Raw genomic sequence first — 26,974 nt, 5'->3', positions numbered from 1 at the left:
TGTATGTTGTCCGCCGTGCAGTACCACCGCAGCCGCACGGCCGGGCACGGGCCCGACGGCCCCGTCGAGGAGGTCGTGCCCGACCGGCTGGGGGCCGCACCCCTCGCCCGCCGGACGGTCCCGGTGCCTGCCGGGCCCCGCCGCCACCGGCTCCGCGACGTCGCCGAGTCGCTCGCCCGCCTGGGCCACCCCTGCATCGCCTCCGTGGTCGACGTGGTCGACGTCGACGACCAGCACGTGCACGTGCTCACCACCTTCGGCGACGGCGGCACGCTGGCCGACCGGCCGGGCCCGCTGCCGGCCGACGAGGTCCGTGCCCTCGTGCGGGAGCTGGCCCACGCCCTCGACGCCGCCCACCGGGTGGGCGTCGCCCACGGCCACGTCGTCGACACCAACGTGGTCCGCGCGGAGGGGCGGCTCCTGCTGACCGACTTCGGCATCAGCGAGGCCCGCACCGGCCGGCCCCGCGCCCACCCGTTCCGCGACGACGTGCGCGACCTCGCCACCCTCGGCCTGGGCCTGCTCGACCCGGCCGACGGCACGACGGCCGCTGCCTCGCTGCGCGCCCTGCTCGGGTGGGCCGCCGACGATCCCGACGCCGACCTCGCCGCGCTGCGCGCCGGCGTGGAACCGGCGTCCGAGCCCGACGGGCCGCCACCCCCACCACCACCGCCGGCCGAGCCGGCCACCGACCTCCCGTCCGAGCTCCCGTCCCGGCGACACGCCACCCACGCCGTGGCCGGTGCCTCGACGCTCGTGCTCGGGCTGGTCGCCGGCGCCGCCGTCGCGCTCGGCCCTGCGGTGGGCCGCAGCGCTCCGGTCGAGGCCGCGCCGCTGGCGTGCGCGCCGGTCGCTGCGGACCTCGCCGCCGACGTGGACGGGGACGGGTGCGAGGACCCCCTCGACTGGCGATCGGACGCCGCCGAGGTCGCGTACTCGGCCGAGGACGGCAGCCGGCTGCGCTTCCGCATCGGGCGCCCCGGCGACGAGCTGGTGGTCGGCGACTGGGACTGCGACGGCATCGCCACGGCTGCCGTCGTGCGTTCGAGCACCGGGGAGACGTTCCTCTTCGACGCGTGGGCCGGCGAGGGCGAGACGCTGATCGCCGAGGCGGGCCCGTCGCTGCCCGTGGGCTCGTCCGCCGCCGTGGCGCAGGATGGCGGGTGCGATCGGATCAGGCCGGCTGCGTCCTAGACGACGTCGTTGCGGACCAGGTCGTCGAAGGACTCGCGGCGGACGACGAGCCGGGCGTCGCCGTCGCGGCAGAACACCACGGCGGGCCGCAGGATCTTGTTGTAGTTGGACCCCATCGAGTGCCCGTAGGCGCCGGTGACGGGGGTGGCCAGCACGTCGTCGATGGCCACGTCGTCGGGGACCCAGCCCTCGCGGACGAGGAGGTCGCCGGACTCGCAGTGCTTGCCCACGACGCGCACCGGCTTGGTCCGCTCGGCGTCGGTCGCCCGGGGCAGGAAGGTCTCGTAGCCCGACCCGTAGAGCACCGGGCGCGGGTTGTCCGACATGCCGCCGTCGACGGAGAGGAACGTGCGCACGCCGGGGACGTCCTTGATCGTGCCGACCGTGTAGAGGGTGACGGCAGCGGCGGCGGCGATCGATCGGCCCGGCTCGGCGGTGATCCTCGCCGTGATGCCCGCCTCGCGGGCGGCGGCCTGGATCGCCCCGCCCCAGTCGGCCATGGTCGGCGCCGACTCGCCCTCGACGTAGGGCACGCCGAGCCCGCCACCGATGGAGAACTCGGGCAGGTCGTGGGTGGTGACGAAGGGGACCATCGCCTCCACGGCGTCGTGGAACGAGTCCGCCACGAACACCTGGGAGCCGATGTGCATGTGGATGCCGACCAGGTCCACCGCCGGGGAGGCCGACGCCAGCTCGATGGCGCGGCCGGCGGCACCCGAGCGCAGGCCGAAGCCGAACTTGGAGTCCTCCTGGCCGGTCATCACGAACTCGTGGGTGTGGGCCTCGATGCCCGGCGTGATCCGCAGCAGGACCTTCGGCGCGTAGCCGTCGTCCTGGTGGAGGCGGGTGAGCCGCTCGAGCTCGTCGAAGCTGTCGACCACGATGCGCCCGACGCCGACGGTGCGGGCGTAGGCCAGCTCGGCCAGCGACTTGTTGTTGCCGTGCAGCACCAGCTTCTCGGCCGGCACCCCGGCGGTGAGGGCGACGTGCAGCTCGCCGCCGGTGGCGACGTCGAGGTCCATCCCCTCCTCGTGGACCAGCTTCGCCATGGCCACGCACAGGAACGCCTTGGTGGCGTAGGCGACCCCGTCGGGGAAGGCGGCGACGGCCTCGCGGCAGCGGTTGCGGAGGTGCTGCTCGTCGTACACGAACAGCGGCGTGCCGAACTCGGCGGCGACGTCGAGCAGGTCGCAGCCCCCGATCGACAGCCGGCCGTCGGCGGCGATCTCGGAGTGCTCGGGCAGCAGGTGCGTGGGCAGCGGGCCAGCCACTACATCGACTCCGGGGCCGAGACGCCGAGCAGGTCGAGGCCGATGGCGAAGCCGACGCGGGCCGCGTCGACCAGCCACAGCCGGGCCTGGGTGAGGTCCGCCGGCACGTCACCGATGACGTAGCAGTCGTGGTAGAAGCCGTGGAACCGGTCGGCCAGCTCCCGGACCCAGTTGGTGACCGTGTGCGGGGCCCGTTCCCGGGCGGCCCGGGTCAGCACCTCGGGCAGCTCCGACAGCGTGCGCAGCAGCTCGATCTCGCGCTCGTGGGTCAGCACCGACAGGTCGGCGTCGGCGAGCGGCGCCCGGACGATGCCGGCCGCGGCCGCCTTGCCCATGATCGAGTGGATCCGGGCGTGGGCGTACTGCACGTAGAAGACCGGGTTGTCGTTGGAGCGGCTCGTGACCAGGTCGAGGTCGATCGCCTGCTGGCTGTCCACGGACTGGAGCAGGTAGGTCAGCCGGGCCACGTCCGCACCCACCTCGTCGATGAGGTCGCGCAGCTCGATGATGTCGCCCGCCCGCTTGGACAGGCGGACCTCCTTGCCCTCCCGCTCGAGGCGGACGATCTGCACGATCGGCACCTCGAACTCGTCCGGGTCGTGGCCGAGCGCCTCGATGCCGGCCCGCATCCGGGGCACGTAGCCGTGGTGGTCGGCACCCCACACGTCGATGAGCAGGTCGAAGCCCCGGGCGAACTTGTCGCGGTGGTAGGCGATGTCGGGCAGCAGGTACGTCGGGTCGCCGTCGGACTTGAGCAGCGGACGGTCCTTGTCGTCGCCGAACTCGGTGGAGCGCAGCCAGGTGGCGCCGTCGGCGTCGTAGGCGTGGCCCCGCTCACGCAGGTCGGCGAGCGCGGCGTCCATCGCCCCGCTGTCGACGAGGGCCTGCTCGGACGACCACACGTCGAAGTGCACGTGGAAGGCGGCGAGGACCTCACGCTGGTCGGCCAGCGCCCGGTCGTAGCCCCAGGACCGCACCGCATCGATGCCGGCGTCGGCGACGTCGTCGGGCATCTCGGCCGCCCAGTCGGCGACGTACTCACCGCCGTAGCCGTCCTTCGGCACCGGCTCACCCCGCTTGCGGGCGAGGAGGGACTCGGCGTAGCGGGCCATCTGGACCCCGCGATCGTTCAGGTAGAACTCCCGCGTCACGTCGAAGCCGGTGCGCTCCATGATCCGGGCCACCGAGTCGCCGTAGGCCGCCCCGCGGCCGTGGCCGGCGTGCAGCGGCCCGTTGGGGTTGGCCGAGACGAACTCGATGTTCACCTTGGTGCCAGCGCCGACGTCGGGCCGGGCGTAGCCGTCGGTGCCGCCCTCCACCACCTCGACCAGCACGTCGTGCAGCCACGACGGGGTGAGCCGGAAGTTCACGAACCCGGGGCCGGCGATCTCCACCGAGTCGACGTGGGCGATGTCGGCCTGCTCGAGCGCGGCGACCAGGTCGCCGGCGATGTCGCGCGGCGCCCGTCCGGCGGCCTTGGCCGACGCCATGGCGATGTTGCAGGACCAGTCACCGTGCTCGCGGCGCGCCGGGCGCTCCATCGTCCAGGTGACGGCGGCGGGGTCGAGGCCGATGCCGGCGGCTGCCGACTCGACTGCAGCAGCGAGCGTGTCGCGGATCAACAGGGTGCTCCAGTGTCGTGGGGGGTGTGCGGTGGTCAGCCGCTGCGCAGCAGGACGGCGCTGACGCGGTCGATCAGGTCCAGCGGCTCGAACGGCTTGGTGACGTAGTCGTCGGCGCCGGCGTCGAGCCCGAGGCGGACGTCGGCGCCCTGGGCCTTGGCCGACAGCAGGATGACCGGGATGGCCTTCGTGTCGTTCGTGGCCTTCAGCGCCCGCACCAGCTCGAGCCCGGACATCTTGGGCATCATCACGTCGGACACGATCACGTCGGGACGCGACTCGCGCGCCACGGCCAGGCCCTGCTCGCCGTCCTCGGCCCGCAGCACGATGTAGCCCTCCATCTCGAAGTTCACCTCGAGGAGCTGGAGGATCGTGGGATCGTCCTCCACCACGAGCACGGTGGGCGCGGGCATGGAACGAGCCTACGGGGGTCCGTGCGGGGCGGCCGAAGCGGATGCGGCGCCCCCGGCGACCCGCGCTACGATCCGGAGCGCTCCGCCCTCGTAGCTCAGCGGATAGAGCATCGCCCTCCGGAGGCGTGTGCGGGCGTTCGAGTCGCCCCGAGGGCACCACAGATCTGCGCAGTGAGTCACGTCCGCCGGCGGTCGATCGTGACGGCTTCGCCGCCACAGGGCACCGTGACATGGGTCGCCTCCCCTTCGGCTCGGCTCCGAGTCGATCTGTCTCAACCTGGCGGCGAGCGGGTACCGACCCCGGGGTGACCACGACACCGGGTGAACGGTTCCGCCACCACGCCGAGGAGTACAGCGAGGACGCCGACGACGAGCGTCCCCTCGGCGCCTACTCGGTGCTGCTCGTGGCCTACATCAGCGTCGTCACCGCGCTGGTCGTGCTCGGGCGCAAGCGGCTGCCCGGAACGCTCGCCCCGTCGGACCTGGCCCTCGGCGCCGTCGCCACCTTCATCGGGACGCGGACGATCACCAAGCACCCGATCGCCAGCCCGATCCGCATGCCGTTCACGAAGTTCGCCGGCGTCAGCGGTCCCTCCGAGCTGGCGGAGGACGTCCGCGCCAGCGGCTGGCGCCACGCCATCGGCGAGCTGCTCACGTGCCCGTTCTGCCTCAGCCAGTGGATGGCCACCACCCTCGTCACCGGCGTGGTCGTCGCCCCCCGACTGACCCGCACGGTGATGTCGGTGCTCGCGATCGTCGGCGCGTCGGACTTCCTCCAGCTCGCCTACGCGCGGGCGCAGGACCTGGCCTCCGACTGAGCTCGAGGCGCTGGGGCTCCGATCGCTACCGCCAGGAGTCGAGCAGCAGCCGGGCGTCGGTGGCGTCGGCATCGAGCGGGATGCCGTACCAGATGGGGAACAGGAACCCGAGCAGCGCCACGGCCACGGCGAGGACCGCCCACGGGGCGACCTTCGCAGCCCGTCCGGGCAGCGACCGCGTGCCGGCGACGAGGGCGAGCGCGGCGAAGGGCACGAGCGGCGCCAGGTAGAAGAGGTAGCCGCGCCCGAGGCCGAGCCAGGGGACGTACAGCGACGCGGCGAGGGCGAGCACGCCGATCAGGGCCCGATCGCGCCGCCGCACCACCTGCCAGGCCACGAGGGGCAGCGCGGCCAGCATCGTCCACCACAGCGCCGGGTTGCCGACCATCACCACCCGGGCCGTGGTGCCCTCGGGGACGACGCAGGGGGTGTCGTCGGTCGTGGGGCAGCGCTCGAGGTACGACAGCACGGGTCGCTGCAGGATCGGCCAGGTCGGCGCCGAGGAGCGGTACGGGTGCGTGTGCTCGAGCTCGCGGTGCATCCGGTACAGGTCCCGGTGGTGGAAGACGAGGCCGGCGACGCGCTCGCTGACCGAGGCCTCGCAGTCGAGCTCCGGGCAGCGCTGCTCGTACACCTTGGAGTCCGTGTAGTTGAGGAGGAAGCCGCCGTAGCTGGCCAGGTACACGGTGACGGGCACGACGACCAGCGGCAGCACGGTGGCGACCCCGCCCTCGAGCACGGCGCGCCCGACGCCCCGTCCCGGTCGGCGACGGCGCACCTCGGTCCACCCGACCAGCACGACGGCGACCGCGAGCATGGGGGCGGCCGACCACTTGGTGCCGACGGCGAGGCCGAGGGCGACCCCGGCCAGCCACAGCTCGGGTCCGGCCGGCGTGAAGCGCCCGGTGACGGGAGCTCGGGCCCGGAGCCGGTGGTGGCGCAGCAGGAGGAGCAAGGCCAGAGACACGAACAGGGCCAGGACGGCGTCGAGCATGGCGATGCGGCTCGTCGTGATGGCCAACCCGTCGACTGCGACGAGGAGCGCCGCCGCCGCCGCCAGCCACCGGTCCCGCAGGAGGAGCAGCCCCGCCCCGTAGGTGGCCAGCACCATCGCCGTGCCGGCGACGGCGGAGCCGATGCGCCAGCCGACCGGATCGAAGCCGAGCATGGCGATGCCGGCGGCGAGCACCCACTTGCCGACCGGCGGGTGGGCGGGCCGTTCGATCTCCACGCCCCGCTCGACCAGCGCGTGGGCGTCGTTGGCGTAGTAGCTCTCGTCGAACTGGATGCGATCGATGTGGCCGAGATCGACCAGCCGGAGCAGCCCGGCGACGGCCAGGACCACGAGGGGGATCGTGACCGCGACCCAGCGGCGGCGGGCGGGCACGGTCAGTTGGCGAATCGCAGGAACGGGCCGAACGGGCCCCGCTCGAACGTGATGCCCTCGGGGTCCGGGTAGCCGTCGACCTCCCTCGGATCGATCAGCACCCGCTCCAGGCGGAAGGCGCCCTCGGTGCCCTCGAAGGACAGCCGGTCGATGGCGGTGAGGCGGGAGCCGTCGAACTGGAGGAGCTGCATCTCGTAGGGGAGATCCTCCGATTCGGTCAGGGCGCCGACGCCGGTGGCGCCCGCGCTGCCGCTGTGGAGCACCGCCGTGCCGTCGACGTACTCGAGGTCGAAGCGATGGGTGTGACCGGCCAGCCCCACGTCGAAGTCGCCGAGTGCCGCCTCGAGCTGGAGGGAGTTGTGCACGGCCACGACGTCGGGACGGGTGAGCTGCACCCGTCGGGCCAGCGACTCCGATGCTCGGGCGAGCCGGTCGTTGTAGTCGTCGCGCGCCAGGCGGTTGTCGGCCGTGAAGGCGGGGTCGCCGACGCCCAGGATCCGGACGTCGCCCACCCGCGCCACCCCGGGATCGAGCACCTCCACGCCGGCGTCGACCAGCGCGCGGCGGATGCTCGAGTGATCGTGGTTCCCGGGGACGACGTAGTACGGCACGTCGATGCGCGAGATCCGCTGCACGACGAGCGATTCGACGCTGGAGCCGAAGCTGGTGACGTCGCCGGTGTCGATGATCGCGTCGACCTCGAACCGCTCGGCGGTCTGCTCCACCAGCTCGATGCCGACCGGGTTCGAGTGCAGGTCCGAGACGTGCAGCAGCGTGGTGTCGGTCAGCGAGGGGCCGGTGCCCTCCACCGACCGGTACAGCCCCACGAGGCGAGCCGAGAGGGCCTCGAGGCGCGACTCCACGACGCCGACCTCGTCGATGTGGCGCTGGACCGTGTTGACGATGTCGGGAGCGGCAGCGAGGGTGCCCTCGAAGCGGGGCTGGTCGAAGGAGCTCGGGGAGAAGCTGGCGAAGGCCATCGCGCCAGCGACCACGACGAAGCCCAGCGACCCCGCCGTGGTCGCGGCGACGTAGCGCACCCGGCGGCGCGGGAGCACGAGGCCGACGACCACGCCGGCGGCGAGGGCGACCGCCAGGCTGCGCAGGATCAGGCTCTGCAGCAGGGGTCGCATGTCGTCGTCGATGTCGGCTCGGAGACGCTGCGCAGGGTCCGATCCGCGCGCCAGTTCACCGGCCAGGGCACCGGCCTGGGCCAGGTCGATGCGGTCCACGCGCACGTCGAACCCGACCGGACCGCGATGGCTGTCGGCGACGATGTGGCCGAGCGGCGGCAGATCGACGTTGGTCTCGCTGGATCGGACGCCCACGTCGATCGTGACCGACCCCGGACCGAGCGCACCGACGGTGTCGGGTTGGAGCGAGAAGCTGAGCGCGCCGGCCAGCGCGCCGAGCACCAGGCACGCGGCCAGGGCGAGGCCCGCGGCGCGGTGCCGCCGCACGAGGTCTCCCAGCCGATCCACGACCCCATCTGTACCCGCTGCCCGGGCGGTCCCGCATGGCGCGGTCACGAGCGGGGCGACCGCACGTCGTCGGCTGCGGCGACCAGCGTGCCCAGGAGCTCATCCAGCGGCGCCCCCTTGCTCACGTGGGACGTGACCTCGCCCGTCGCCACCGCTCGCCGCGTCGCCTCGTCGAGCGCGGCGGAGAAGACCACGATGGCGGGAGGAGGGTCGACGGCCCGCATGCCGGGCACCAGGTCGAGCCCCCACGCCCCACCGAGTCGCAGGTCGACGAGCGCGACGTCGGGTCGGTGCTCGACCACGGCCGAGAGCCCGCCTGGCCCGTCCCCGGCGGTCGCGACGACCCGGAGCACGGGATGACCCTGCAGCGCGGCGACGAGGGTGTCCACGAGCAGGTCGTTGTCGTCGACGATCACGACCCGGACGTCGCGACCTTCACGGGTGTCGTCCGTACGGTCCACGACTCCATGCTGCCTGCTGACCGCTAGGCGTGGTGGGACAGCGACGGACGTGCGATCATCGTGCCGTGTGGGACATTCCGGACATGGCCGAGGACGACCGCCTCGGGCGACTGCGCGTCCACCTCGAGACGGTCCAGCGCATCGCGGGCCTCGGGAGCTGGGAGGCCGACGTCCGCACCGACGAGCTCACCTGGTCGGCCAACGTGTACCGGATCCTCGGTCTGCCCGGCACCGTCGAGCCGAGCTACGAACGCTTCCTCAGCGCGGTGCACCCCGATGACCGCCGTCGGATCGTGCGCGTCCACGCCGATGCCCTCGAGGGCCGGGCTGCGTACTCGATCGAGCACCGCATCGTGCGACCCGACGGCTCCATCCGCCACGTGCACGAGGAGGCGATCACCGAGCACGAGGACGGGGAGGTCGCCCGGCTGCTCGGGACGATGCAGGACATCACCGAGGAGATGCAGCTGACCCGCAACCTCATCGACACCGAGTCCCGCCGCCGCGAGCTCCTCCACCGCCTGGTCCGGACCAGCGAGCAGGAGCGGGCCCAGCTCGCCGGCGACCTCCACGACGGGCCGATCCAGATGCTGACCGTGGCGGCGATGCGCCTCGAGCACCTCGGCATGGTCGAGGCCGACACCCCCGACTGGCTGCCCGCCGCCGTCGACACCGTCCGCGACACCGTCGTCAAGCTGCGCGACGTGCTCGTGGAGCTCCATCCCCGGGCCGGGGCCGGGGCCGGTCTCGACGCCACCTTGACCCAGCTCGCCCTCACCGTCGTGCCCGACCTCGACGTGCGCGTCGAGGTCGAGGCCGAGACGAGCGACGCCGAGGACCGCGCCGTCTTCGGCATCGTGCAGGAGGCCCTGTGGGACGTGCGGGAGGGCGAGCCCTCGAGGCACCTCGACATCCGCGTGGCCGCCGACGAGACCGACCTCGAGGTCGTCCTCACGGGTTCGGCCGAGCCGGGGGGCCCTGCGTCCGAGCTGCTCGGCCGAGCCGGCCTGCTCGGTGTCCGGGAGCGGACCGAGGGCGTCGGCGGCCGCTGCACCGCGGAGGCCGAGGACGGCACCGTCGCGGTTCGCTGCCTCCTCCCCCGCGTCGACCGGCGGGCGGTCGCCGCCCGTGGCTGAGTCCGCCGAGCTGCGTCGGGTGCTCCTCCACCTGCAGAGCGCGCACCGGCTCGCCGGCATCGGCAGCTGGGAGGCTGACCTGGACGGGGCACCCCGCCTGCGCTGGTCGCCGGAGGTGCACGAGATCGCCGGGCTCCCGCTCGACCAGAAGCCGACGTTCGAGGACTTCGTCGCCATGGTCCACCCCGACGACCGTCCGCTCTTCCTCGAGGCCCGATCCGCCGCGATCGCCGGGGAGCGGCCGTATGCGATCGACCTGCGGGTGGTCCTCCCGAACGGCGGCCAACGCCAGATCCACATCGTGGCCGAGGTCATCCGAGACGAGGACGGCACGGCGGTCCGTCTGGTCGGTGCCGTGCAGGACCGCACCGACCAGCTCGAGGCCCTGCGCCGACTGCGACTCACCGAGGTGGCCCGCCGCGACCTGCTGCAGCGCCTGCTCGACACCGCCGAAATCGAGCGCAAGCGTCTCGGGCGGCACCTGGAGAGCGGGCCGATCGACCGGCTCGCAGAGATCGAGCAGCGGCTGGCTGCCTCGATCGCAGCCGATGCATCGCCACGGTGGACCGATGCCCTGACCGCCATCCGCAAGGCCATCGACTCGCTGCACGACACCCTCACCGACATCCAGGCCGAACCGTCGACGGGCGACCTGGCCGAGACGGTGGGGATCCTCGTCGCCGAGACCGTGCCCGACGTGGACGTGACGATCGACGTCGACGTCGACATGGCGCTCCGCCCTCCGGTCCGGGCCACGCTGCTGCGCGTCGTGCAGGAGGCGCTGCACAACATCCGCAAGCACGCGGGTGCCGGTCGCGCCAGCGTCACCTGGTCCGTCCAGAGCGGGTGCGCCCACGTGACCGTCGCCGACGACGGTCGGGGCTTCGACGTCGGTGCCACGCAGCGCCAGCCGGGGCACCTCGGCATCGTGGCCATGCGCGACCGCGTCGTCGCGCTCGGCGGCGAGCTCGACATTCGGTCCCGTCCGGGCCGGACGGTGGTCGACGCTCGTCTCCCCCTCGCGTGACCCGCGGGCTCAGCCGCCGGAGCCGTCCCGACCCACCGAGACCAAGCCCTTGGATGCGGCGATCACGACGGCCTCCAGCTGGGAGCGGGCACCGAGCTTGCCGAGGATGTTCCGCACGTGGTTCCGCACGGTGTGGTGGCTCAGGTAGAGCAGCTCGCTGATGTCGATCGTCGTGCGACCCTCGGCCAGGCAGCGCAGCACGTCCAGCTCCCGATCGGTGAGACCGACCGGCGCGCCGGTGGGACGGTTGAGCCAGCCGATCGCGGCGGACAGCGTCTGGGCATCGAAGATCGCTTCGCCACCGTGCACGCGCAGCACGCCGGCGGCGAGGTCGTCGAGATCGGCGGACTTGCGCACGAAGCCGGAGCAACCGGCCGCCACCGCCTCGGCGGCCGACTGCACGCCCTCGCTGGCCGTGAGCAGGATCGTCCGGGTGGGCGGGTCCCCCTCGTGGATGCTGATCGCCAGCTCGATGCCGGTGCCGTCGGGGAGGGCGTAGTCGAGCACGGCGACGTCGGGGTGCAGCTCCTGCACCATGGCGCGCCCCTCCCGCACCGACGCGGCCGACCCCACGACGTCGATGTCGGATGACCGGCCGAGGGCCAGGGCGATCGACTCGCGCACCATGGCGTGGTCATCGACGATGACCACCCGGCAGGCTGCGCTCCGCGTTTCCTCGATCACTCCCACGACCCCTGTCCTGCCCGGCCCGGACCGTGAGGCTACCCACCGGACGGCACGGTGCCGACGGGGTGGGCCGGATACGGTCCGCTCGATGGACGACGGTCGGGACCGCCACGCACGCCACGTGCGAGGGTTGGTCGCGGCCGGCGACGTGCTGGCTCGCCCCGGCCTCTCGGCTCGGAGCCGGCTGCGCCGGCTCTGCGACATCGCGCACGCCGCCCTCGACGGCCACCGCACCGCCGTGGTCGTGACCGACGAGCGCGGCGCCTTCCGCATCGACCACCACGTCGGGCCGCCCCTCGCCGACGACGACGAGGTCTTCGACCTGGCCCGTCTGCACGCTCCGGGCGTCGCCGAACGCCTGACGAGGCGGGAGGCGATCGTGGTCGGCGGCGGCACCCAGCCGCAGGGGCGCGGCGTCCTCGCCCTGTCTCCCATGACCCTCGACGGCGAGCTGTGGGGGTGCTTGTGCGTCGAGGGGGTCCCCGACGGAGGCCAGGCGGTGGACGACCTCACGCTCGACACGCTGCGGGGCCTCGCCAACATGGCTGCGCACGTCGTGCTGGCCGAGCGGCTCCGCATCGACCGCGCCGAGATCCTGTCCCGGGAGCTGCTCACCGAGCAGCGCAACCGCCGCCGGCTGTCCAATCGGCTGCACGACGGGCCCCAGCAGATCCTGGTGTCGCTGCGGATGCGCCTCCAGATGCTCCAGAGCGACGCTCCCGACGAGCTCGCCGCCGAGCTCGGCGTGCTGGCCGACCACGTGTCGGCTGCGCGCGACGAGCTGCGGGCGCTGATCCTGGATCTCGACACCATGACCGGTCACGCCGTGCTCTCGAACGCCCTGCGGTCGCTGCTCGAGACGAACTCGACCATGGCGGCCTGGCAGAGCTCCTTCCACGCCGACGACGGCGTCGACGACGTGAACGAGGAGGCCCAGCTCACGATCGAGCGCGTCGTGCAGGAGGCGCTGGCCAACGCTCGCCAGCACGCGGAGGCGTCGACGGTCGAGGTGCGCCTCACCCGTGCGGACGGGCTCGTGACCGTCGTCGTCGCCGACGACGGTGTCGGCCTGCCGGCGAACGTCTCCACCACCGGCACCGGCCACGGCGGCATCCGGGCGATGCACGAGCGGATCTGGCTGGTCGGCGGAACCCTCCACATCGAGAGCGACCCCGGGCGGGGCACCCGCGTCGTGATCACGGCGCCGCGCCACGCGTGACCGACCGGGGGGCACCGCCCTGGCCGAGATGACTCATCTGCGCCTTGTGGGCACGACGGAAGCCGCCGACACTCAGTTCGTGCATGTTCCACGCCCGGCAGCCGCCGGCGAGCAGCTCCTGGCCCCGCGCGTGACCAGCGTGGCGCTGATCGAGGACCAGCAGGTACTCGCCGGCGCCATCCAGCGCTCGCTGTCGATCATGACCGACCTCCGCGTCGTCGGGTGCGCCCCGTCCCTGGGCGAGGGCGTCGCGCTCGTCCGCCGCACCCAGCCCGACGTCCTCGTCAGCGACTACCGCCTCGGCGACGGCGACGTGCCGGCCCACCTGGGTGAGATCCTGGCCGAGTCCCCCGACACCCGGGTCCTGGTCTTCACCGGGTGGCCCGACGAGAACAGCTTCCTCGAGGCCATGGCGGCGGGGGCCTCCGGGTTCCTCGACAAGGCCGGGCCCTTCGAGGAGTTCATCGACGCGATCCGACGCGTCGCTGCCGGTGAGGTCGTGGTCGCTCCCCGCTTCCTGCCCGCCCTCACCCGCCGGGCCACCAACGCCGACAGCAGCGCCCTGTCCCGGCGCGAGCTCGAGGTGCTGCAGCTGCTGGCCGAAGGGCTCAGCACCTCGGAGGTCGCCGACCGGTTGATCCTGTCGGTGAACACGGTCAGGAACCACATCACCCACGTCCTGACCAAGCTCGATGTCCGGTCCCGCCTCGAGGCGGTCAACGTCGGCGTCCGTCGCGGCCTGATCCGCTTCGACCCGCCGGCGTAGGCCCGGCCGTCACTCCGCTTCGGCGAGGTCGCCGAGCAGCGCGGCCGGCTGGCGCCACTGGCGTCGTGCGGTGAAGCGCACGATGGTGCTCGTGGCGTGGAAGGCCCCGAACGCCACGGCGTGCGGCCGCTCGGCCAGGTCCACGTCCGCGACGGGCAGCCGCAGGCCGGACGCCCGGAACGCGACGGCCTCGACCATGCTCCACCACCGCGAGAAGTCCGTGCCCGTCAGCGTCCCGACGTGGGTCGGGAGGTGCTGGACGAGCAGGTCGGTCGGCACCGGGTAGCGCGAGCGGTTGCGAAGCCGCTCGAGCGCGGCCGCACCGGCGGCGATGAGGACCTCGACCATCTCGGCCACCATCCGCGGATCGCGGATGGACGCGACCAGGCGGCAGGCTTCGGTGTGGTGGCCGAGCAGCTCCTCGTGGAGGGCGTCGAGCGCCAGCTCACCTCCGAAGCCCCCGGTCGGCGCCAGGCCCGGCATCGAGCTCGCCCCGACCGTCCACGGCACCGCCCCGCAGCGGTAGCTGCGCCACAGGTCGGCCACCCCGTCGTCTTCGCCGTGCACGGCGAAGACCTCGGCGCCCTCCGGCAGCACCGAGGCCCATCCACCGCCGCTGGCATCCACCGCCTCGACGTCGGCGGCATCGACCGCGGCGATCGCCACCGGCTCGGCCCGGGCCAGGTCCAGCAGGGCGGCGACGCTCGGGAGGCGGCGCACCTCGAGGCCGGCGGCCCCGAGTGTGCCGAGCACGGATTCGTCGGCGGCCGCGCCGTCGCCGGCCACGGCGGCGATCGGGCCGCGCACCGAGGCGAGGGGCCCGCTGGCGTCGGGGAGGCTCATGGGTCGGTCCTGTTCATCGACGGGTGCTGCCGAGGACATCGGCACCGGCGTCGCGGGAGCGCAGACGCAGGCAGACCTCCGTGACCGATCGATGTGGATGAGCAGGCCTGGTGCAGGTGCACCACGACGAGGGCGCGACCGTGCGGTCAGGCGCAGCCGGATCCGGGTGGGGGCTCGGGGACGTAGCCGACCTGGGTCGTGGTGGTGGACGACGTGGTGCCACCGTCGCCGCCGGTGGCGGCGGTGGTCGAGGGCAGCTCGGGCACGGTGGGCGAGGGCTGCTCGTGCAGGGTCGTGAAGTCCTCGCCGGCGACGAGCACGACCTCCCCGGGTGCGAGGTCCTCGTCCAGCCCGAACGCCACCGGACCGGAGACGTGGCGAGCGAGGAGGACAGCGGCGCCCTCGTCGCCCGGGGCGTGGTAGATGGTCGTGCTGGTCTCGGGCTCGACGGTGTCGCCGGGCGTTCCGGTGGTGAAGCCGATCTGGTCCAGGGCGGCGGTGACGTCGCCGGCGAGGCCGGGCTCACCGATCCCGTTCAGCACGGTCACCTCGACCAGGCCGGGCGTGAGCTCACCGGGGTCCAGCCCCCGGAAGATGTTGAAGATCCGCTCCGCTTCGCGCTCGTCCAGGTCGAGGACCGAGGCGCCGCCGGCCGTGCGGAAGGGCTCGGCGGGGACGCTGAACGTCTGGAGCGACTCGGCATCGAAGGAGGCGAAGCGGCGGCCGAGGGACACGATGTCGCTGGCCGACAGGGTCGGGTCGAGCCCGACGAACTCGACACCGACCCCCACCAGCTCGTTCAGCGTCACCGGGTTCGTGAGGCCCTTGGACACGGCCTTGCTGATCGCCCGGCGGATGAACTCCTGCTGGCGGGTGATCCGTCCGAGGTCGCCGCTCGGGTCAGTGCGCCAGCGGCCGGTGTCGGGGTCCTGGATCTCGAGGTGGCGGGAGCGGGCGAAGGCGAGGGCCTGCTGGCCGTCCAGGTTCACGCAGCCCGGCGAGTCGACCCGGAGCTGGGAGAAGTCGTCGCGCACCGCCTCGCTGAAGTAGACGGGCACGCCGCCGATCGCCTCGACCAGGCCGCGGAAGCCAACCAGGTCGACCTCGACGTAGTGGTGGATCGGGATGCCGAAGTTCTCCCGGATGGTGTCCACGAGCACCTCGCGGCCCCGGGAGAACGCCACGTTGATGCGGTTGTTCTCCCCGGTGTCGGCGATCGGCACCCACAGGTCCCGGGGCAGCGACAGCAGGTAGGCGTCGCCCGCCTCCGGATCGACCCGCAGGATCATGATGGTGTCGGTGCGCTGGACCGTGCCCTCGGTGAAGGTGCCCTCGTCGTCGAAGAACTGGGCGTCGGCGGGGTCGTCGGGGTCGAGGCCATCGCGCGTGTCGGAGCCGACCAGCAGGTAGTTGCGGGGCTCGCCTGCGTCGGCGGTGTCGATGGCGACGTCGAGGCGGGAGATCTGCCCGAACCGGACGTTCAGGTACGACGCACCGGCAGCCGACAGGAGCAGCACGAAGGTGAGCAGCGCGCCGGCGGCGATGATGGCGCGCTGGCCGAGGGAGCGCCGCCGTGGGGCGACGAGGTGCTTACCCGACACGTCTGACGACGGTACTGGCGGGCTTCCGCGGTCACCCAGTCGCCGACCAGCCGGCCAGACGTCGACGCAGCGTCGTCCCGTGCGCGCCCGCCGCAGCGAGCGACCCCGCGACCAGCGCGAGCTCGACCCGGAGGACCAGGTCGTCGCCCGCCGCCAGCACGACCGCCGCCACCGCCACGCCCACGGCCCAGCCCGCCGTGACCCGGACGTGGCCGGCGAGCGCGATCGCGGCGTGGGCGAGCACGTGGGCGAGCATCACGGCCCCCGCCGCGGCGGCGAGGAGCGCCAGGTCACGACGTCCGAGCGCGAACGCCGGCCCGAAGCCGAGCCGCACCGCCCACGGTCCCAGCGCCCACGAGCCCGCGACGGCGAGCACCCCCAGCCCGACCACGAGCGCCGTGAGCCGGCGCACCAGGTCGATGAAGCCGGCCCGGTCGCCCACCGCCTCGAGCCGGGCCAGCCCGGGGAGGAGCGACGACTGGACGGCCTGGAAGAAGAACAGCGGGATGCGGGCGATGAGCAGCGCAGCGAGGAACCGGCCGGCGGCGGCCTCCTCCCCCGGCGCAGCCAGGAGGGCCACCGCGATCGGGCCGCCGTTGACCAGCACCTGGGCGAGGGCCTGGCCCCCGACGAGGGGCAGGACGTGGGGGCGCAGCGGCGGTGAGGGCGGTCCCGGTGCCGCCGCCACCTGCCACTGGCGGCGGAAGGCCACGACCGGCACGAGCGGAGCGATCGCCACGGCCAGCGCGTAGGGCACCGGGTCGTCGACGCCGGCGAGGGCGAGCGCGACGGCGAGCCCGAGGCGGGTGGCGGAGTCGAGTGCGATGCACAGGCCGTAGCGGCCGAAGGAGCCGCTGCCCGCCAGCGCGGCCCGGGTCAGGTGGTTGGGGGCGAAGGCGGCCACGGCGACCACCAGCGCGACGGCGACGCCCGTCCGCCCGTCGAAGAGGCTGCCGTCGCCGGCGATGGCGACCAGGGCGACGAGCGCCACGCCGGGTGCACCGATCTCGATCGCAGCGCGCGCCCCGGCCCGGGCGACCGGCCGCGCCCCCTCGCCTCGTGCCGCCCGGGAGCCGACGAGGCGCGCGACCTCCTGCTCGACCGGGATCCAGATCGTGGCGGTGACGAGGAACACCGCCGACCACAGCACCGAGATGGGCGCGTACGCCTCGGGACCGAGGGCGCGCGCCGCCACGGCCAGGAACGCGTAGGTGGTCGCGCTCGCCGCGACGAGGCCCCCGCCGACGGCGAGGGCCCCGGTCGGGAGCGCGGGTCGCGCCCGCAGCGTCCGCTCAGCCGTTGGGGAGCTCGTTCTCGGGCTTGGGCTCCTTGGGCAGCCCGAGGACCCGCTCCCCGACGATGTTGCGCTGCACCTCGGCGGTGCCGCCCCAGATCGTCTCGGACCGGGAGAAGAAGAACTGTGCCTGCAGCGGCGAGACCGGGTACTCCCGGGCGGCGTCGCGCTTGCCGATGCCGGGCACGAAGTCCGCCTCGGCGTCGCCGGTGAGGATCTGGCCGTGGAGGCCGAGCACGTCGATGGCGAGCTCCATGGTGTCCCGGTGCGTCTCGGACCAGAACATCTTGTTGGTCGCCCCGAGGGCCGCCACGCCGAGGTCCTTCTTGCCGGTGAGCGACGCCGACAGCGTCCGCAGGCCGTTGACCCGCATGATCTGGATCTTGGACCACTGGTGCACGAACCGCTGGCGGACCATGGGGTCGTCGACGGCGCCGTTCTCCTGGGCGATGTCGAGGATCTGGTCCAGCTCCTTCTCGAAGCGCCGGTGCCCGGTGGTGGCCGACGAGCCGCGCTCGAAGCCGAGGGTGGTCATCGCCACCTTCCAGCCGTTGTTGACGCCGCCGACCACGTTGTCCTTCGGGCAGCGGGCGTCGGTGAAGAAGACCTCGTTGAACTCCGCCGAGCCGTCGGGCTGGACGATCGGGCGGATCTCCACGCCCTCCTGGTCCATGGGCACGAGCAGGTAGGAGATGCCGGCGTGCTTCTTGGCCTCGGGATCCGTGCGAGCGAGGAGGAAGCAGTAGTCGGCGTGCTGGGCCTGGGTGGTCCAGACCTTCTGGCCGTTGATGACCCACTCGTCGCCGTCGAGCTCGGCCTTGCACTTGAGGCTGGCGAGGTCGGAGCCGGCGTTGGGCTCGGAGAAGCCCTGGCACCAGGCCGTCTTGCCCTGGAGGATGCCGGGCAGGAAGTGCTGCTTCTGCTCCTCGGTGCCCCACTGCAGGATGGTGGGGCCGACGAGGGTGTCGCCGAAGAAGTCCCCGCGCATCGGCGCGTTGACCCGGGCGAACTCCTCGTTGAGCACGACGCTCTGCATCGTGGTGAGGCCCTTGCCCCCGTACTCCTTGGGCCACGAGGCGCAGATCCACCCACCCTCGAAGAGCTTCTCGTTCCACTGCTCCGAGAACGTCGCCTTCTCCTCGGCGGTCATCTCCCGGTCCCCCCAGTCCTCGGGGAGGTTCGCCTCGAGCCAGGCTCGGATCTCTCCGCGGAACGTCTCGGCCTCTTCGGGATACGTCAGGTCCATGTGCCAATCGTGGGAGCACTCCCGAGAGGCGGTCAAGTCCGGTCGGCCCGGGCGCTCCACCTAGAGTCCGGCCATGGCTCTGACCGACGTCGTCACCGGAGAGACCGCTCGCTGGACCAACCAGTGGCTCGAGCTCAAGGCAGAGGTCATCGACACCGGCCTGTGCACGGGCTGTGCCGGCTGCGTCGTGGCGTGTCCCCATGACGTGATCGGGTACGAGCACGCCTCGGGCGCCTACAAGCCGTTCCACCTCGAGGAGGAGCTCGGCCCCGACGACTGCATCCACGGACAGAAGGGCTGCACGTCGTGCACCCGGGCCTGCCCCCGCTTCCGGAGCTGGGAGCCCGAGGCCGACGAGCACCTCTTCGCCCGGTACCGCAAGGACGACGAGCTCTCCGGCATCTACCAGGACATCCTGCTCACCAAGGCCTCCGACGAGACGGTCCACAAGATGGGCCAGGACGGCGGGCTGGTCTCGGCCATGCTCCTGTGGCTGCTCGAGGAGGGCTACATCGACGGCGCCCTCGTCAGCTTCCTCGACGGAGACAAGGGCGACTGGAAGGCCAAGCCGGGCGTGGCCACCAACAAGGACGAGGTCCTCGCCGCCGCCGGCAGCCGCTACACGTACTCGGCGAACACCCTGGCCATCGACGAGGCCATGGACCGCGGCCTGTCCAACCTGGCCCTGGTCGGCATGAGCTGCATGACCTCGATCCCAGCGGTGATGTGGCACCGCAAGATCGGCAAGATCTCCAAGCCGATCAAGTTCGTGCTCGGCCTGCTGTGCTCCAAGACCTTCGATGACGCCATCTTCGAGGAGCTGTTCGAGACCAAGTACGGCATCCCGAAGCAGCGGATCACGAAGATGAACATCAAGGGCGTCTTCCAGCTGTGGACCGACGACGGCGGCTACCACGAGATCCCGCTCAAGGAGTGCCACGCCTGGACCCGCGAGGGCTGCACCCACTGCCCGGACTTCGCCGCCGAGCACGCCGACGTCTCCACCGGCGGCATCGGCAAGGAGAACGACTGGACGCTCACGATCGTGCGCACCGAGCTCGGCCGCGAGGTCATCTCCCGCATGATCACCGCCGGCGTGATCGAGGCCCGGCCGGGCGACGAGGACCCGGGTGCCATCGCGCTGATGCACAAGCTGGCCGAGAAGTCCCGCAAGCGCTGGCCCGAGTTCGCCGTGGACTTCCCCAAGGCCAAGCGCGAGGTCACCTTCGCCAGCGAGGCCTGATCAGGCGGCGGCGAGCTCCCGGGCTCGCCGCAGCACGGCGTCGAGCATGGGCTCGGTGAGCGTGCCGGTGAAGGTGTTCTGCTGGCTCACGTGGTAGCTGGGCACGATCCAGCGCGGCGGGTCGTGCTCCTCGCCCGGCACCGCCACCTCGATGCCGTGGCCGAACTTCGGGCGGGGCCGCACCCCGAGGAACCGGCAGGTCGCCTGGTAGCCGAACTGGCCGAGCGGCACGAAGACCCTGGCCTCGGTCAGCAGCGTCAGCTCCCGGTCGAGGAACGTGGCGCACGTGTCGCGCTCGAGCGGGGTCGGCTTGTTCGCCGGGGGCGCGCACTTCACCGGTGATGTGATCCAGACGCCGTCCAGCTCGAGCCCATCTCCGGGGCGGATCGACTCGGGCTGGTTCGCGAAGCCGGTGCGGTGGAGCGCGGCGTAGAGGAAGTCGCCGGAGCGGTCGCCGGTGAACATCCGACCAGTGCGGTTGGCGCCGTGGGCCGCCGGCGCCAGGCCCACGATCACCACCGTCGCGGCCGGATCACCCCAGCCCGGGACCGGCCGGCCCCAGTACTCCTCGTCCCGGAACGCGGCCCGCTTCTCGGTCGCGACCTGCTCCCGCCAATCCACCAGGCGGGGGCAGGCGCGGCAGGTCGCGACGTCCTCGGCCAGGGTCTGGAACGGATCCATGGCCGATAGCGTGGCCCATTGCATGGCTGCCACGCGCACGACCAAGACCTCGACCAAGAGGACGAAGAAGGGCGACAGCGCACCCAAGCCGACGATGGTGCTGCTGGTCCGCCACGGGCGCACCCCCACCACCGGCAGCGTCCTGCCCGGCCGGGCCAGCGGGCTGCACCTGGCCGACGAGGGCCGGGCCCAGGCCGAGGCCGTCGCCGAGCGGATCCGGTCGCTCCACGACAAGCGCACCGCCTCCAAGGACGGCATCGGCGTCACTGCCGTCTACGCCTCGCCGATGGAGCGCACCCAGGAGACCGCCGCGCCGATCGCCAAGGCACTCGGCCTGCGCACCCGCACCCGCAAGGGGCTCATCGAGTGCGACTTCGGCGAGTGGACGGGCCGCAAGCTGGCCGACCTCTACAAGCTGCCCGAGTGGAAGACCGTGCAGCGCCACCCGTCGGGCTTCCGGTTCCCCAAGGGAGAGTCCTTCGGCGAGATGCAGGCCCGCATGGTCGACGCGGTCAACGAGCTTGTCGCCGCCCACCCCGGCGAGATCGTCGTCGCCGTCTCCCACGCCGACACCATCAAGGCCGCGGTCGCCTCTGCGCTCGGCACGCCGTTGGACCTGTTCCAGCGAATCGTGATCGGCCAGTGCGCCGTCTCGGCGATCCTGTACGGGGCCGAGGGCCCCACGGTGCTCGCCGTCAACCACACCGACGACCTCGTCTCCCTCGTCCCGTCATGAGGAGGCCGGCATGAGCGAGTACCTCGACCCCGCCGCCTTCACCGCAGGCGCGATCGGACCGCCCGGCCAGCGGGTCTTCTACCTGCAGGCGTGCGACAACGGCTCGATCAGCTCCGTGCGGCTGGAGAAGCAGCAGGTGAGCGCCCTCGCGGAGTACCTCGCCGGCATGCTCCACGACCTGCCGGCACCGGCCGGCGTCCCTGCTGCGCCGGAGCTGCAGGAGCCGGTCGAAGCCGACTGGATCGTCGGCAACATCGGCGTGGCCTACGACAACGACCTCGATCGCATCATCATCGTCGCCGAGGAGCTGGTGGCCGAGGACGAGCCCGACGGCGACACGCTGCGGGTCATCCTCAGCCGCTCGCAGGTGCGGGCCTTCATCGAGCGGGCCGGCGAGCTGCTGGCCGGCGGGCGCCCGCCCTGCCGGGTCTGCGGTGCGCCGATGGACCCCGAGGGGCACGCCTGCCCCCGGGCCAATTGACGGCCCGCTCGCGCTCGCGGCTGCCGACGCGCCAGGATCATCGGCGATGCAGGACCCGGTGCGCACCGTCCTCGAGGCGGGGGAGATCGAGATCGAGGGCCGGATGCCCTGGTCGTCGAACGGCACCTTCCTGGTCACGGTCACCCTCGGGGACCAGTGGCTGCGGGCGATCTACAAGCCCCGGCGGGGCGAACGACCGCTGTGGGACTTCCCGAGCGGGTTGGACCGGCGCGAGGTGGCCGCCCACGAGCTGAGCGAGGCCCTCGGGTGGGGGTTGGTGCCCCACACCGTGCTGCGGGACGGCCCCCTGGGCCAGGGATCGGTGCAGCGCTTCGTCGAGGCCGACTTCGAGCAGCACTACTTCACGCTGTTCGAGGCCGGCCGGCACCACGATCGGATGCAGGCCATGTGCGCGTTCGACATCGTGGCCAACAACACCGACCGCAAGAGCGGCCACTGCCTGGTCTCCGTCGGCGACGAGCTGTTCGGCATCGACCACGGCCTCTGCTTCCACGAGGACTTCAAGCTCCGGACGGTGATCTGGGAGTTCGCCGGGGAACCCGTGCCCGACGGCCTGCTCGAGGACCTCGCCCGCCTCCGCAGCTGCGGCCTGCCGGAGCCGCTGGCGGCACTGCTCGAGGAGCACGAGCAGGCAGCCGTGCTGGATCGGATCGACCTGCTCCTGCGACTCGGCCACTTCCCGCTGGACGAGAGCGGCCATCGCTACCCCTGGCCCCTCGTCTGAGGGATCTGGCAGCGACTGCGGAACGCGCGATCAGCGCTCGCGGTCCGCGATGCGGTCGGCAGCGCTGGTCTCGGCCTCGCTCGTCGACAGCTCGGCCATCCGGACCGGGCGATCGGCGATCCACTGCTCGAAGGCGGTCACCGGCATGGGGCGGCTGAGCAGGTAGCCCTGGATCCGGTCGGCGCCCATCTCGGCGAGGCGGCGTCGGACCTCGACGGTCTCCACGCCTTCCACCACGACGGTGAGGCCCAGGTGGTGGCCGAGGTCGACCATCGAGCGGACGATGGCCTCGTCGCTGTGGCTGGTGGTCAGGTCGAAGACGAAGGACTTGTCGATCTTGATCTCCGACACCGGCAGCTTCCGGAGGTGCGCGAGCGAGGAGTAGCCGGTGCCGAAGTCGTCGATCGAGAGCGAGACGCCGAGGTCGTGGATGGCGGCGAGGGTGTTCATCGCCCCTTCGGCCTCGGTCATGATGCTCGACTCGGTGAGCTCGAGGGTGAGGGCCGCCGGGTCCAGGCCGGTCTCGTCAAGAATCGACTCGACCATGTCGGCGAAGGTGACGTTGGCGAGGTTGCGAGCGGAGAGGTTGACCGAGACGTCGAGATCCCAGCCCTGCTCCCGCCAGCCCGCGCACGTGTGGGCGGCGACGGAGAGCACGTGCTCGGTGAGGGCGTCGATGGCGCCGGTGTACTCGGCCGCGGCGATGAACTGGTCGGGGCGCAGCTCGCCCAGCCGCGGGTGACGCCAGCGGACCAGCGCCTCCGCGCCGGTCACCAGACCGCTCTCGATGTCGACCTGGGGCTGGAAGTGCACCTGCAGCTCACCGGCCGGGATGGCGTCGCGCAGGTCGGCGGCGATCGCCAGGCGCTGCGGGTCGTAGGGGTCGCGGTCGGCAGCCCAGGTGGTGACCTTGGTGCCCTCGACCCGGGAGCGACTGGCCGCCAGGCTCGCCCGGCGGAGCAGGATCTCGGTCTCTCGGCCGTGGTCCGGCGCCAGCACGATGCCGATGCCGGCGGTGATGGCGAGCGCCACATCGGCGCACTGCACCGGGGCGTCGAAGGCCTGGATGACCTGCTCGGCCATGCCCTGGGCCTCGTCGTAGCCGCCCCGGACGACGATGGTGAACTCGTCGGTGGCGGTCTTGGCGCACCACCCGGCCTCGGTCAGCGGGCTCAGCCGCGACGCCGCCTGCTGCAGCAGCTCGTCGCCCATCGCCCGCCCCAGGGTCTCGTTCACCTCACGCAGGGAGTCGATGCGGATGGTCAGGACGGCCAGGCGAGAACCGGAGAACAGCGGCCGCTGCAGAGTCTCGGCCAGACCACGGGAGTTCGGCAGGTCGGTGACGTCGTCGTGGAGCGCCTGGCGGGCGCGGACGGTCGCCTCTTCTCGGAGCTCCCGAACGAGTTCGACATTGTGTATCGCAGAGGCAGCGTGTCCGGCTGCAGTCTCCAAGAGCTGAAGATCTTCGTCATCGAAACCGCGAGCGTCTGACAACCGTCCATCCGCAAGCACAAAGCCACTGGACGCAGGTAGCCGAACTGCAATGCGCGGCTGCGACCGACGGCTCAGCCGAGAACTGACCGCCTTACGACCTGCAACCTGGGGCGCTGCTTGGGCAAGTGGTCCGGCTGCTTCAAACTCGGTTTCGAGGACGGAGTGCGATCCCACTCGTCTTTCGACCTCCCCTTCCAAGTATTCGAAGATCTCTGGACCATCCTGAGAAGCGACACACAGAACGAGTCGGCTCGCACCCAACAGTTCTGCGAGCCCCACCACGATGTGCGAACAAATCTCAGCGTCAGCGGCGCGTTCCTCCAGAGAGTTCGTGAATGTGTTGAGACGCGCCAGCGCCTGATGACGCTCCTTGATCCGCAGATACGAGATGAAGAAGTAGCCGAACGCTGTTCCAATGCCCAGGAGCAGGATCCAGGCTCGACCGTCCCGCCACAAGACGGCTGCGGCACCGAGGGCAACGGAGCATTCAGCGATTGCTGCTGGTCCTGACACGGCCAGTACTGACAGAGCCGATTGCGGAGTTACCGGCGCGCCTGCGAGCCACATGACGACCGAGACGCAGGCCCATGTCACCAGGTGTGAGACCGAGACAGCTATCGCAGCTGCAATCCATCCGTGAGGATCGATCGGGTTGGCGCTACCAAGAACCCAGAAGTACAGCGACAGGGCGACTCCGGCCTCGAGTGCAAAGAGGCCACAGTTGAAGACCACCTTGACTGGCGAGGGACGCCGAAACAGCGCCACCCCGGTCACACCGCCGAGAACTCGCCCCATGATCAGACTCAACGGATCCGCGAAGACGAGACCAACAGTTAGCACTAGCTCGGAGAATGTCAGGGCGTGCGCTTCGCGACGCACCTCAATGTCGACCGCGTACCGCTCCGTCAGCCCAAAGCCGATCGTGAGCACCATCCAGTTCAGACCGAATGGGGGGTCGATTCGCTGAGTCACCTGGGTAGCGGCCAGGGCCGCCACACAAAGCCCGAGTGCGGTGAGACCGAGCGTGAACGTCCAGGTTGCTTGGTGCGCCCGCTTGTCCACCGCCCTCACCTCTCCCACTGCGCGCGCTAAGTGAGACGAAGAGTACGTTCAGAGCACGAGTATCGCAAGGGTGACGCCTCAGCGTGCTGCCGAGCGGTCAGAGTCAGGCCCAGGCGAGGCCCTTCCAATGGCTGCCCTTCCAGTGACTGCCCGACCACTCCAGGCCGGACCACTCCAGGCCCTTCCAATGGCTGCCCTTCCAGTGACTGCCCGACCACTCCAGGCCGGACCACTCCAGGCCCTTCCAGTGACTGCCCGACCACTCCAGGCCGGACCACTCCAGGCCCTTCCAATGGCTGCCCTTCCAGTGACTGCCCGACCACTCCAGGCCCGACCACTCCAGGCCCTTCCAATGGCTGCCCTTCCAGTGGCTACCCGACCACTCCAGGCCCGACCACTCCAGGCCCTTCCAATGGCTGCCCTTCCAGTGGCTACCCGACCACTCCAGGCCCGACCACTCCAGGCCCTTCCAATGGCTGCCCTTCCAGTGGCTACCCGACCACTCCAGGCCCGACCACTCCAGGCCCTTCCAATGGCTGCCCTTCCAGTGGCTACCCGACCACTCCAGGCCGGACCACTCCAGGCCCTTCCAATGGCTGCCCTTCCAGTGACTGCCCGACCACTCCAGGCCGGACCACTCCAGGCCCTTCCAATGGCTGCCCTTCCAGTGACTGCCCGACCACTCCAGGCCGGACCACGCACGGGCTCCGGCGGGAGTCAGGGACTGGGGTGCTGCGTCACGGAAGAGGCCGGAGGCGAGCAGGGCCAGGGCCAGCTCGAGGTCCATGGCGCCAGCGCCGGCGGCGGGGTCGTCGACCCGGACGGCGGAGGTGCACAGGATCTGCTTGACCTCGTCGGGAGTCAGCGAGCCGTCGGCCTCCAGGAGGAGGGCGGCGGCACCGGCGGCCACGCCAGCGGCCTGGGACGAGCCCGAGCCCTTCACGTGGTCGGGGCCGACGAAGGAGGACTCGGGGGCCTCGACCGCACCGTGGACGACCGGGCCGACGACCGAGCGACCGGGGACGAGGAGATCGGCACGCTGACCGTCACGGCCGACGTTGCTGAAGTCGCAGCGCTGCCAGGAACCGTCCACCAGCTCGCCAGCGCCGACGGTGAGGACCTCGGCGATGTGGGCGGGGGTGGGCAGCGGGGCGTCACCCTCGTTGCCTGCGGAGGTGACGACGACGAGGCCGGCCTTCCAGGCCCGGGCGACGGCCTCGGCGAGGGGGTCACGGCCGGACTCGAACTGGTCGGCACCGAAGGCGAGCAGGATCACGCCGAGCTGGAGCTGACGGCGGTTGGCCACGGCCCAATCGATGGCGGCGATGACGGCCATCGGGTCGGTGGCGCCACCCTCACCCGCGACCTTGAGGTTGACCACGTGGGCGCCAGGAGCCACGCCGGTGCGGGCACCAGCGGCCAGGCCGGCGAGGTGCGTGCCGTGGCCGGTGCGGTCCCGACCGTGATCGTCGGTGGCGCCGTCGACGGTGAAGTCGGGGCCGACGACCAGCCGGTCGCCGAACTCCTCCGGAGCGGTGACGCCCGAGTCGATGACAGCGATACCGACACCGCGACCGGTGAGGCCTCGGTTGTGGAGGCTCTGTCCGGCGGCGGGAGCGATGGTGGCTTCGATGGGGGTGGTCGAGTGCATCGTTGTTCCTCGTTGCGATGTCGTGTGGTGTGGTCGAGTTCTGCCTCAGCGCACTGAGGAGTTCGGCCGCTGGGGACCATGAATCCCCACGGGGAGTCGCCGCTCAACACGCAAAATCGTCAACGTGTCGGAGCTGCCACAGAGAGCGCGCAGCCCTCGATGGCCCCAACGGCCCGAGAATCCAGCAGAACGGTGCCTGGCAAGGGCGTGCGACGCCCGCATCCGAAATGTCGCTATCCAGCTCAATTGATCACGAAGAGTGGACACCTGAACGCAACACGCGTTCAGTACGCAACGGAGGGGGGATCGCACTATCCGTAGTCGTCGGCACACCGGACGCCCGGCTGTACGGGACGTCCGCGAGATGGCGGAGACCCGCGACGAAACCGGAAAACGGCGAACGGCCGCCCCTGCT

24 protein-coding genes and 1 tRNA gene are annotated in these 26,974 nt (G+C 71.8%); 11 read left to right on the top strand and 14 right to left on the bottom strand.

Annotated elements, in window-relative coordinates:
* Positions 1-15: 15 nt before the first annotated feature.
* Complete coding sequence (locus tag RGQ06_RS11570; RefSeq protein WP_432428837.1) at positions 16-1,194, top strand: hypothetical protein; 1,179 nt, start codon at positions 16-18, stop codon at positions 1,192-1,194.
* Here the strand turns inward: RGQ06_RS11570 and lysA are convergent.
* From lysA to RGQ06_RS11555, 3 genes are read right to left on the bottom strand one after another with little or no spacing between them, the layout of a single operon-like run.
* A complete protein-coding gene (gene lysA, locus RGQ06_RS11565) occupies positions 1,191-2,465 on the bottom strand; it encodes a diaminopimelate decarboxylase (RefSeq protein ID WP_432428838.1) in 1,275 nt (424 codons plus the stop codon). The genes RGQ06_RS11570 and lysA overlap by 4 nt on opposite strands.
* Entirely contained in the window at positions 2,465-4,087 is a 1,623-nt protein-coding gene (argS, locus tag RGQ06_RS11560) for an arginine--tRNA ligase (RefSeq protein WP_432428839.1), read from the bottom strand. The genes lysA and argS overlap by 1 nt, the downstream gene beginning before the upstream one ends.
* A 35-nt stretch (positions 4,088-4,122) precedes the next feature.
* Positions 4,123-4,500 carry a response regulator transcription factor gene (locus RGQ06_RS11555; protein ID WP_432428840.1) on the bottom strand — a complete coding sequence of 126 codons (378 nt, stop codon included), beginning with the start codon at positions 4,498-4,500 and terminating at the stop codon, positions 4,123-4,125.
* A gap of 84 nt (positions 4,501-4,584) precedes the next feature.
* On the opposite strand from RGQ06_RS11555, the gene RGQ06_RS11550 reads away from it, so the two are divergent.
* Both RGQ06_RS11550 and RGQ06_RS11545 read left to right on the top strand, forming a co-directional pair.
* Positions 4,585-4,659: transfer RNA gene (locus RGQ06_RS11550), tRNA-Arg, on the top strand.
* Between the two features lie 146 nt (positions 4,660-4,805).
* Positions 4,806-5,318 carry a DUF1360 domain-containing protein gene (locus RGQ06_RS11545; protein WP_432428841.1) on the top strand — a complete coding sequence of 171 codons (513 nt, stop codon included), beginning with the start codon at positions 4,806-4,808 and terminating at the stop codon, positions 5,316-5,318.
* A 25-nt stretch (positions 5,319-5,343) separates the two neighbouring features.
* Here RGQ06_RS11545 and RGQ06_RS11540 read toward each other — a convergent pair whose 3' ends face one another.
* Genes RGQ06_RS11540 through RGQ06_RS11530 form a run of 3 tightly spaced genes read right to left on the bottom strand, consistent with a single transcriptional unit; the run spans position 5,344 to position 8,647 of the window.
* Positions 5,344-6,705 (bottom strand): phospholipid carrier-dependent glycosyltransferase, encoded by a 1,362-nt coding sequence (locus RGQ06_RS11540; RefSeq protein WP_432428842.1) that lies wholly within the window; start codon positions 6,703-6,705, stop codon positions 5,344-5,346.
* A 2-nt stretch (positions 6,706-6,707) separates the two neighbouring features.
* Positions 6,708-8,186 (bottom strand): metallophosphoesterase family protein, encoded by a 1,479-nt coding sequence (locus RGQ06_RS11535; protein ID WP_432428843.1) that lies wholly within the window; start codon positions 8,184-8,186, stop codon positions 6,708-6,710.
* Positions 8,187-8,230: 44 nt separating this feature from the next.
* Complete coding sequence (locus RGQ06_RS11530) at positions 8,231-8,647, bottom strand: response regulator (RefSeq protein WP_432428844.1); 417 nt, start codon at positions 8,645-8,647, stop codon at positions 8,231-8,233.
* A gap of 83 nt (positions 8,648-8,730) precedes the next feature.
* Between RGQ06_RS11530 and RGQ06_RS11525 the strand changes: the two genes are divergently transcribed.
* Both RGQ06_RS11525 and RGQ06_RS11520 read left to right on the top strand, forming a co-directional pair.
* Positions 8,731-9,783 carry a PAS domain-containing protein gene (locus tag RGQ06_RS11525; RefSeq protein WP_432428845.1) on the top strand — a complete coding sequence of 351 codons (1,053 nt, stop codon included), beginning with the start codon at positions 8,731-8,733 and terminating at the stop codon, positions 9,781-9,783.
* A complete protein-coding gene (locus tag RGQ06_RS11520; RefSeq protein WP_432428846.1) occupies positions 9,776-10,810 on the top strand; it encodes a PAS domain-containing protein in 1,035 nt (344 codons plus the stop codon). Before RGQ06_RS11525 ends, RGQ06_RS11520 begins: the two co-directional genes overlap by 8 nt.
* A gap of 9 nt (positions 10,811-10,819) precedes the next feature.
* Here the strand turns inward: RGQ06_RS11520 and RGQ06_RS11515 are convergent, their stop codons facing one another.
* Positions 10,820-11,461 carry a response regulator transcription factor gene (locus tag RGQ06_RS11515; protein WP_432428847.1) on the bottom strand — a complete coding sequence of 214 codons (642 nt, stop codon included), beginning with the start codon at positions 11,459-11,461 and terminating at the stop codon, positions 10,820-10,822.
* Between the two features lie 124 nt (positions 11,462-11,585).
* On the opposite strand from RGQ06_RS11515, the gene RGQ06_RS11510 reads away from it, so the two are divergent.
* A complete protein-coding gene (locus tag RGQ06_RS11510) occupies positions 11,586-12,716 on the top strand; it encodes a sensor histidine kinase (protein ID WP_432428848.1) in 1,131 nt (376 codons plus the stop codon).
* A gap of 79 nt (positions 12,717-12,795) precedes the next feature.
* Positions 12,796-13,482, top strand: coding sequence for a LuxR C-terminal-related transcriptional regulator (locus RGQ06_RS11505; RefSeq protein ID WP_432428849.1), 687 nt, complete (start codon positions 12,796-12,798; stop codon positions 13,480-13,482).
* A gap of 9 nt (positions 13,483-13,491) precedes the next feature.
* Here the strand turns inward: RGQ06_RS11505 and RGQ06_RS11500 are convergent, their stop codons facing one another.
* The 4 genes from RGQ06_RS11500 to RGQ06_RS11485 form a co-directional block, all read right to left on the bottom strand.
* Positions 13,492-14,325, bottom strand: a complete 834-nt coding sequence (locus tag RGQ06_RS11500) for a hypothetical protein (RefSeq protein ID WP_432428850.1) — start codon at positions 14,323-14,325, stop codon at positions 13,492-13,494.
* A gap of 146 nt (positions 14,326-14,471) precedes the next feature.
* Complete coding sequence (locus tag RGQ06_RS11495; protein ID WP_432428851.1) at positions 14,472-15,926, bottom strand: LCP family protein; 1,455 nt, start codon at positions 15,924-15,926, stop codon at positions 14,472-14,474.
* Between the two features lie 31 nt (positions 15,927-15,957).
* On the bottom strand, positions 15,958-17,121 hold the full coding sequence (locus tag RGQ06_RS11490; protein ID WP_432428852.1) for a polysaccharide biosynthesis protein: 1,164 nt from the start codon (positions 17,119-17,121) through the stop codon (positions 15,958-15,960).
* Positions 17,122-17,218: 97 nt separating this feature from the next.
* Positions 17,219-18,466 carry an acyl-CoA dehydrogenase family protein gene (locus RGQ06_RS11485; RefSeq protein ID WP_432428853.1) on the bottom strand — a complete coding sequence of 416 codons (1,248 nt, stop codon included), beginning with the start codon at positions 18,464-18,466 and terminating at the stop codon, positions 17,219-17,221.
* 73 nt (positions 18,467-18,539) lie between these two features.
* Between RGQ06_RS11485 and RGQ06_RS11480 the strand changes: the two genes are divergently transcribed.
* On the top strand, positions 18,540-19,709 hold the full coding sequence (locus RGQ06_RS11480) for a Coenzyme F420 hydrogenase/dehydrogenase, beta subunit C-terminal domain (protein WP_432428854.1): 1,170 nt from the start codon (positions 18,540-18,542) through the stop codon (positions 19,707-19,709).
* Here the strand turns inward: RGQ06_RS11480 and RGQ06_RS11475 are convergent, their stop codons facing one another.
* Positions 19,710-20,390 (bottom strand): uracil-DNA glycosylase, encoded by a 681-nt coding sequence (locus RGQ06_RS11475; RefSeq protein ID WP_432428855.1) that lies wholly within the window; start codon positions 20,388-20,390, stop codon positions 19,710-19,712.
* A gap of 94 nt (positions 20,391-20,484) precedes the next feature.
* Between RGQ06_RS11475 and RGQ06_RS11470 the strand changes: the two genes are divergently transcribed.
* The 3 genes from RGQ06_RS11470 to RGQ06_RS11460 are packed head-to-tail and all read left to right on the top strand — an operon-like array spanning position 20,485 to position 22,352.
* Positions 20,485-21,126, top strand: a complete 642-nt coding sequence (locus RGQ06_RS11470; RefSeq protein WP_432429061.1) for an MSMEG_4193 family putative phosphomutase — start codon at positions 20,485-20,487, stop codon at positions 21,124-21,126.
* A 10-nt stretch (positions 21,127-21,136) separates the two neighbouring features.
* Positions 21,137-21,607, top strand: coding sequence for a DUF3090 family protein (locus tag RGQ06_RS11465; RefSeq protein WP_432428856.1), 471 nt, complete (start codon positions 21,137-21,139; stop codon positions 21,605-21,607).
* 46 nt (positions 21,608-21,653) lie between these two features.
* Entirely contained in the window at positions 21,654-22,352 is a 699-nt protein-coding gene (locus RGQ06_RS11460) for an SCO1664 family protein (RefSeq protein WP_432428857.1), read from the top strand.
* 30 nt (positions 22,353-22,382) lie between these two features.
* Here the strand turns inward: RGQ06_RS11460 and RGQ06_RS11455 are convergent, their stop codons facing one another.
* Together RGQ06_RS11455 and RGQ06_RS11450 are read right to left on the bottom strand one after the other, a co-directional pair.
* On the bottom strand, positions 22,383-24,413 hold the full coding sequence (locus tag RGQ06_RS11455; RefSeq protein ID WP_432430724.1) for a putative bifunctional diguanylate cyclase/phosphodiesterase: 2,031 nt from the start codon (positions 24,411-24,413) through the stop codon (positions 22,383-22,385).
* A gap of 598 nt (positions 24,414-25,011) precedes the next feature.
* Positions 25,012-26,559: a S8 family serine peptidase gene (locus RGQ06_RS11450; protein ID WP_432430669.1), complete on the bottom strand. Its 1,548-nt coding sequence runs from the start codon at positions 26,557-26,559 to the stop codon at positions 25,012-25,014.
* Positions 26,560-26,974 lie beyond the last annotated feature (415 nt).

Source organism: Salinilacustrithrix flava (assembly GCF_041228405.1).
Classification (GTDB): Bacteria; Actinomycetota; Acidimicrobiia; order Acidimicrobiales; family Salinilacustritrichaceae; genus Salinilacustrithrix; species Salinilacustrithrix flava.
The sequence above is the reverse complement of the archived record's forward strand: the minus strand, read 5'-3'. Positions and strand labels throughout refer to the sequence as shown.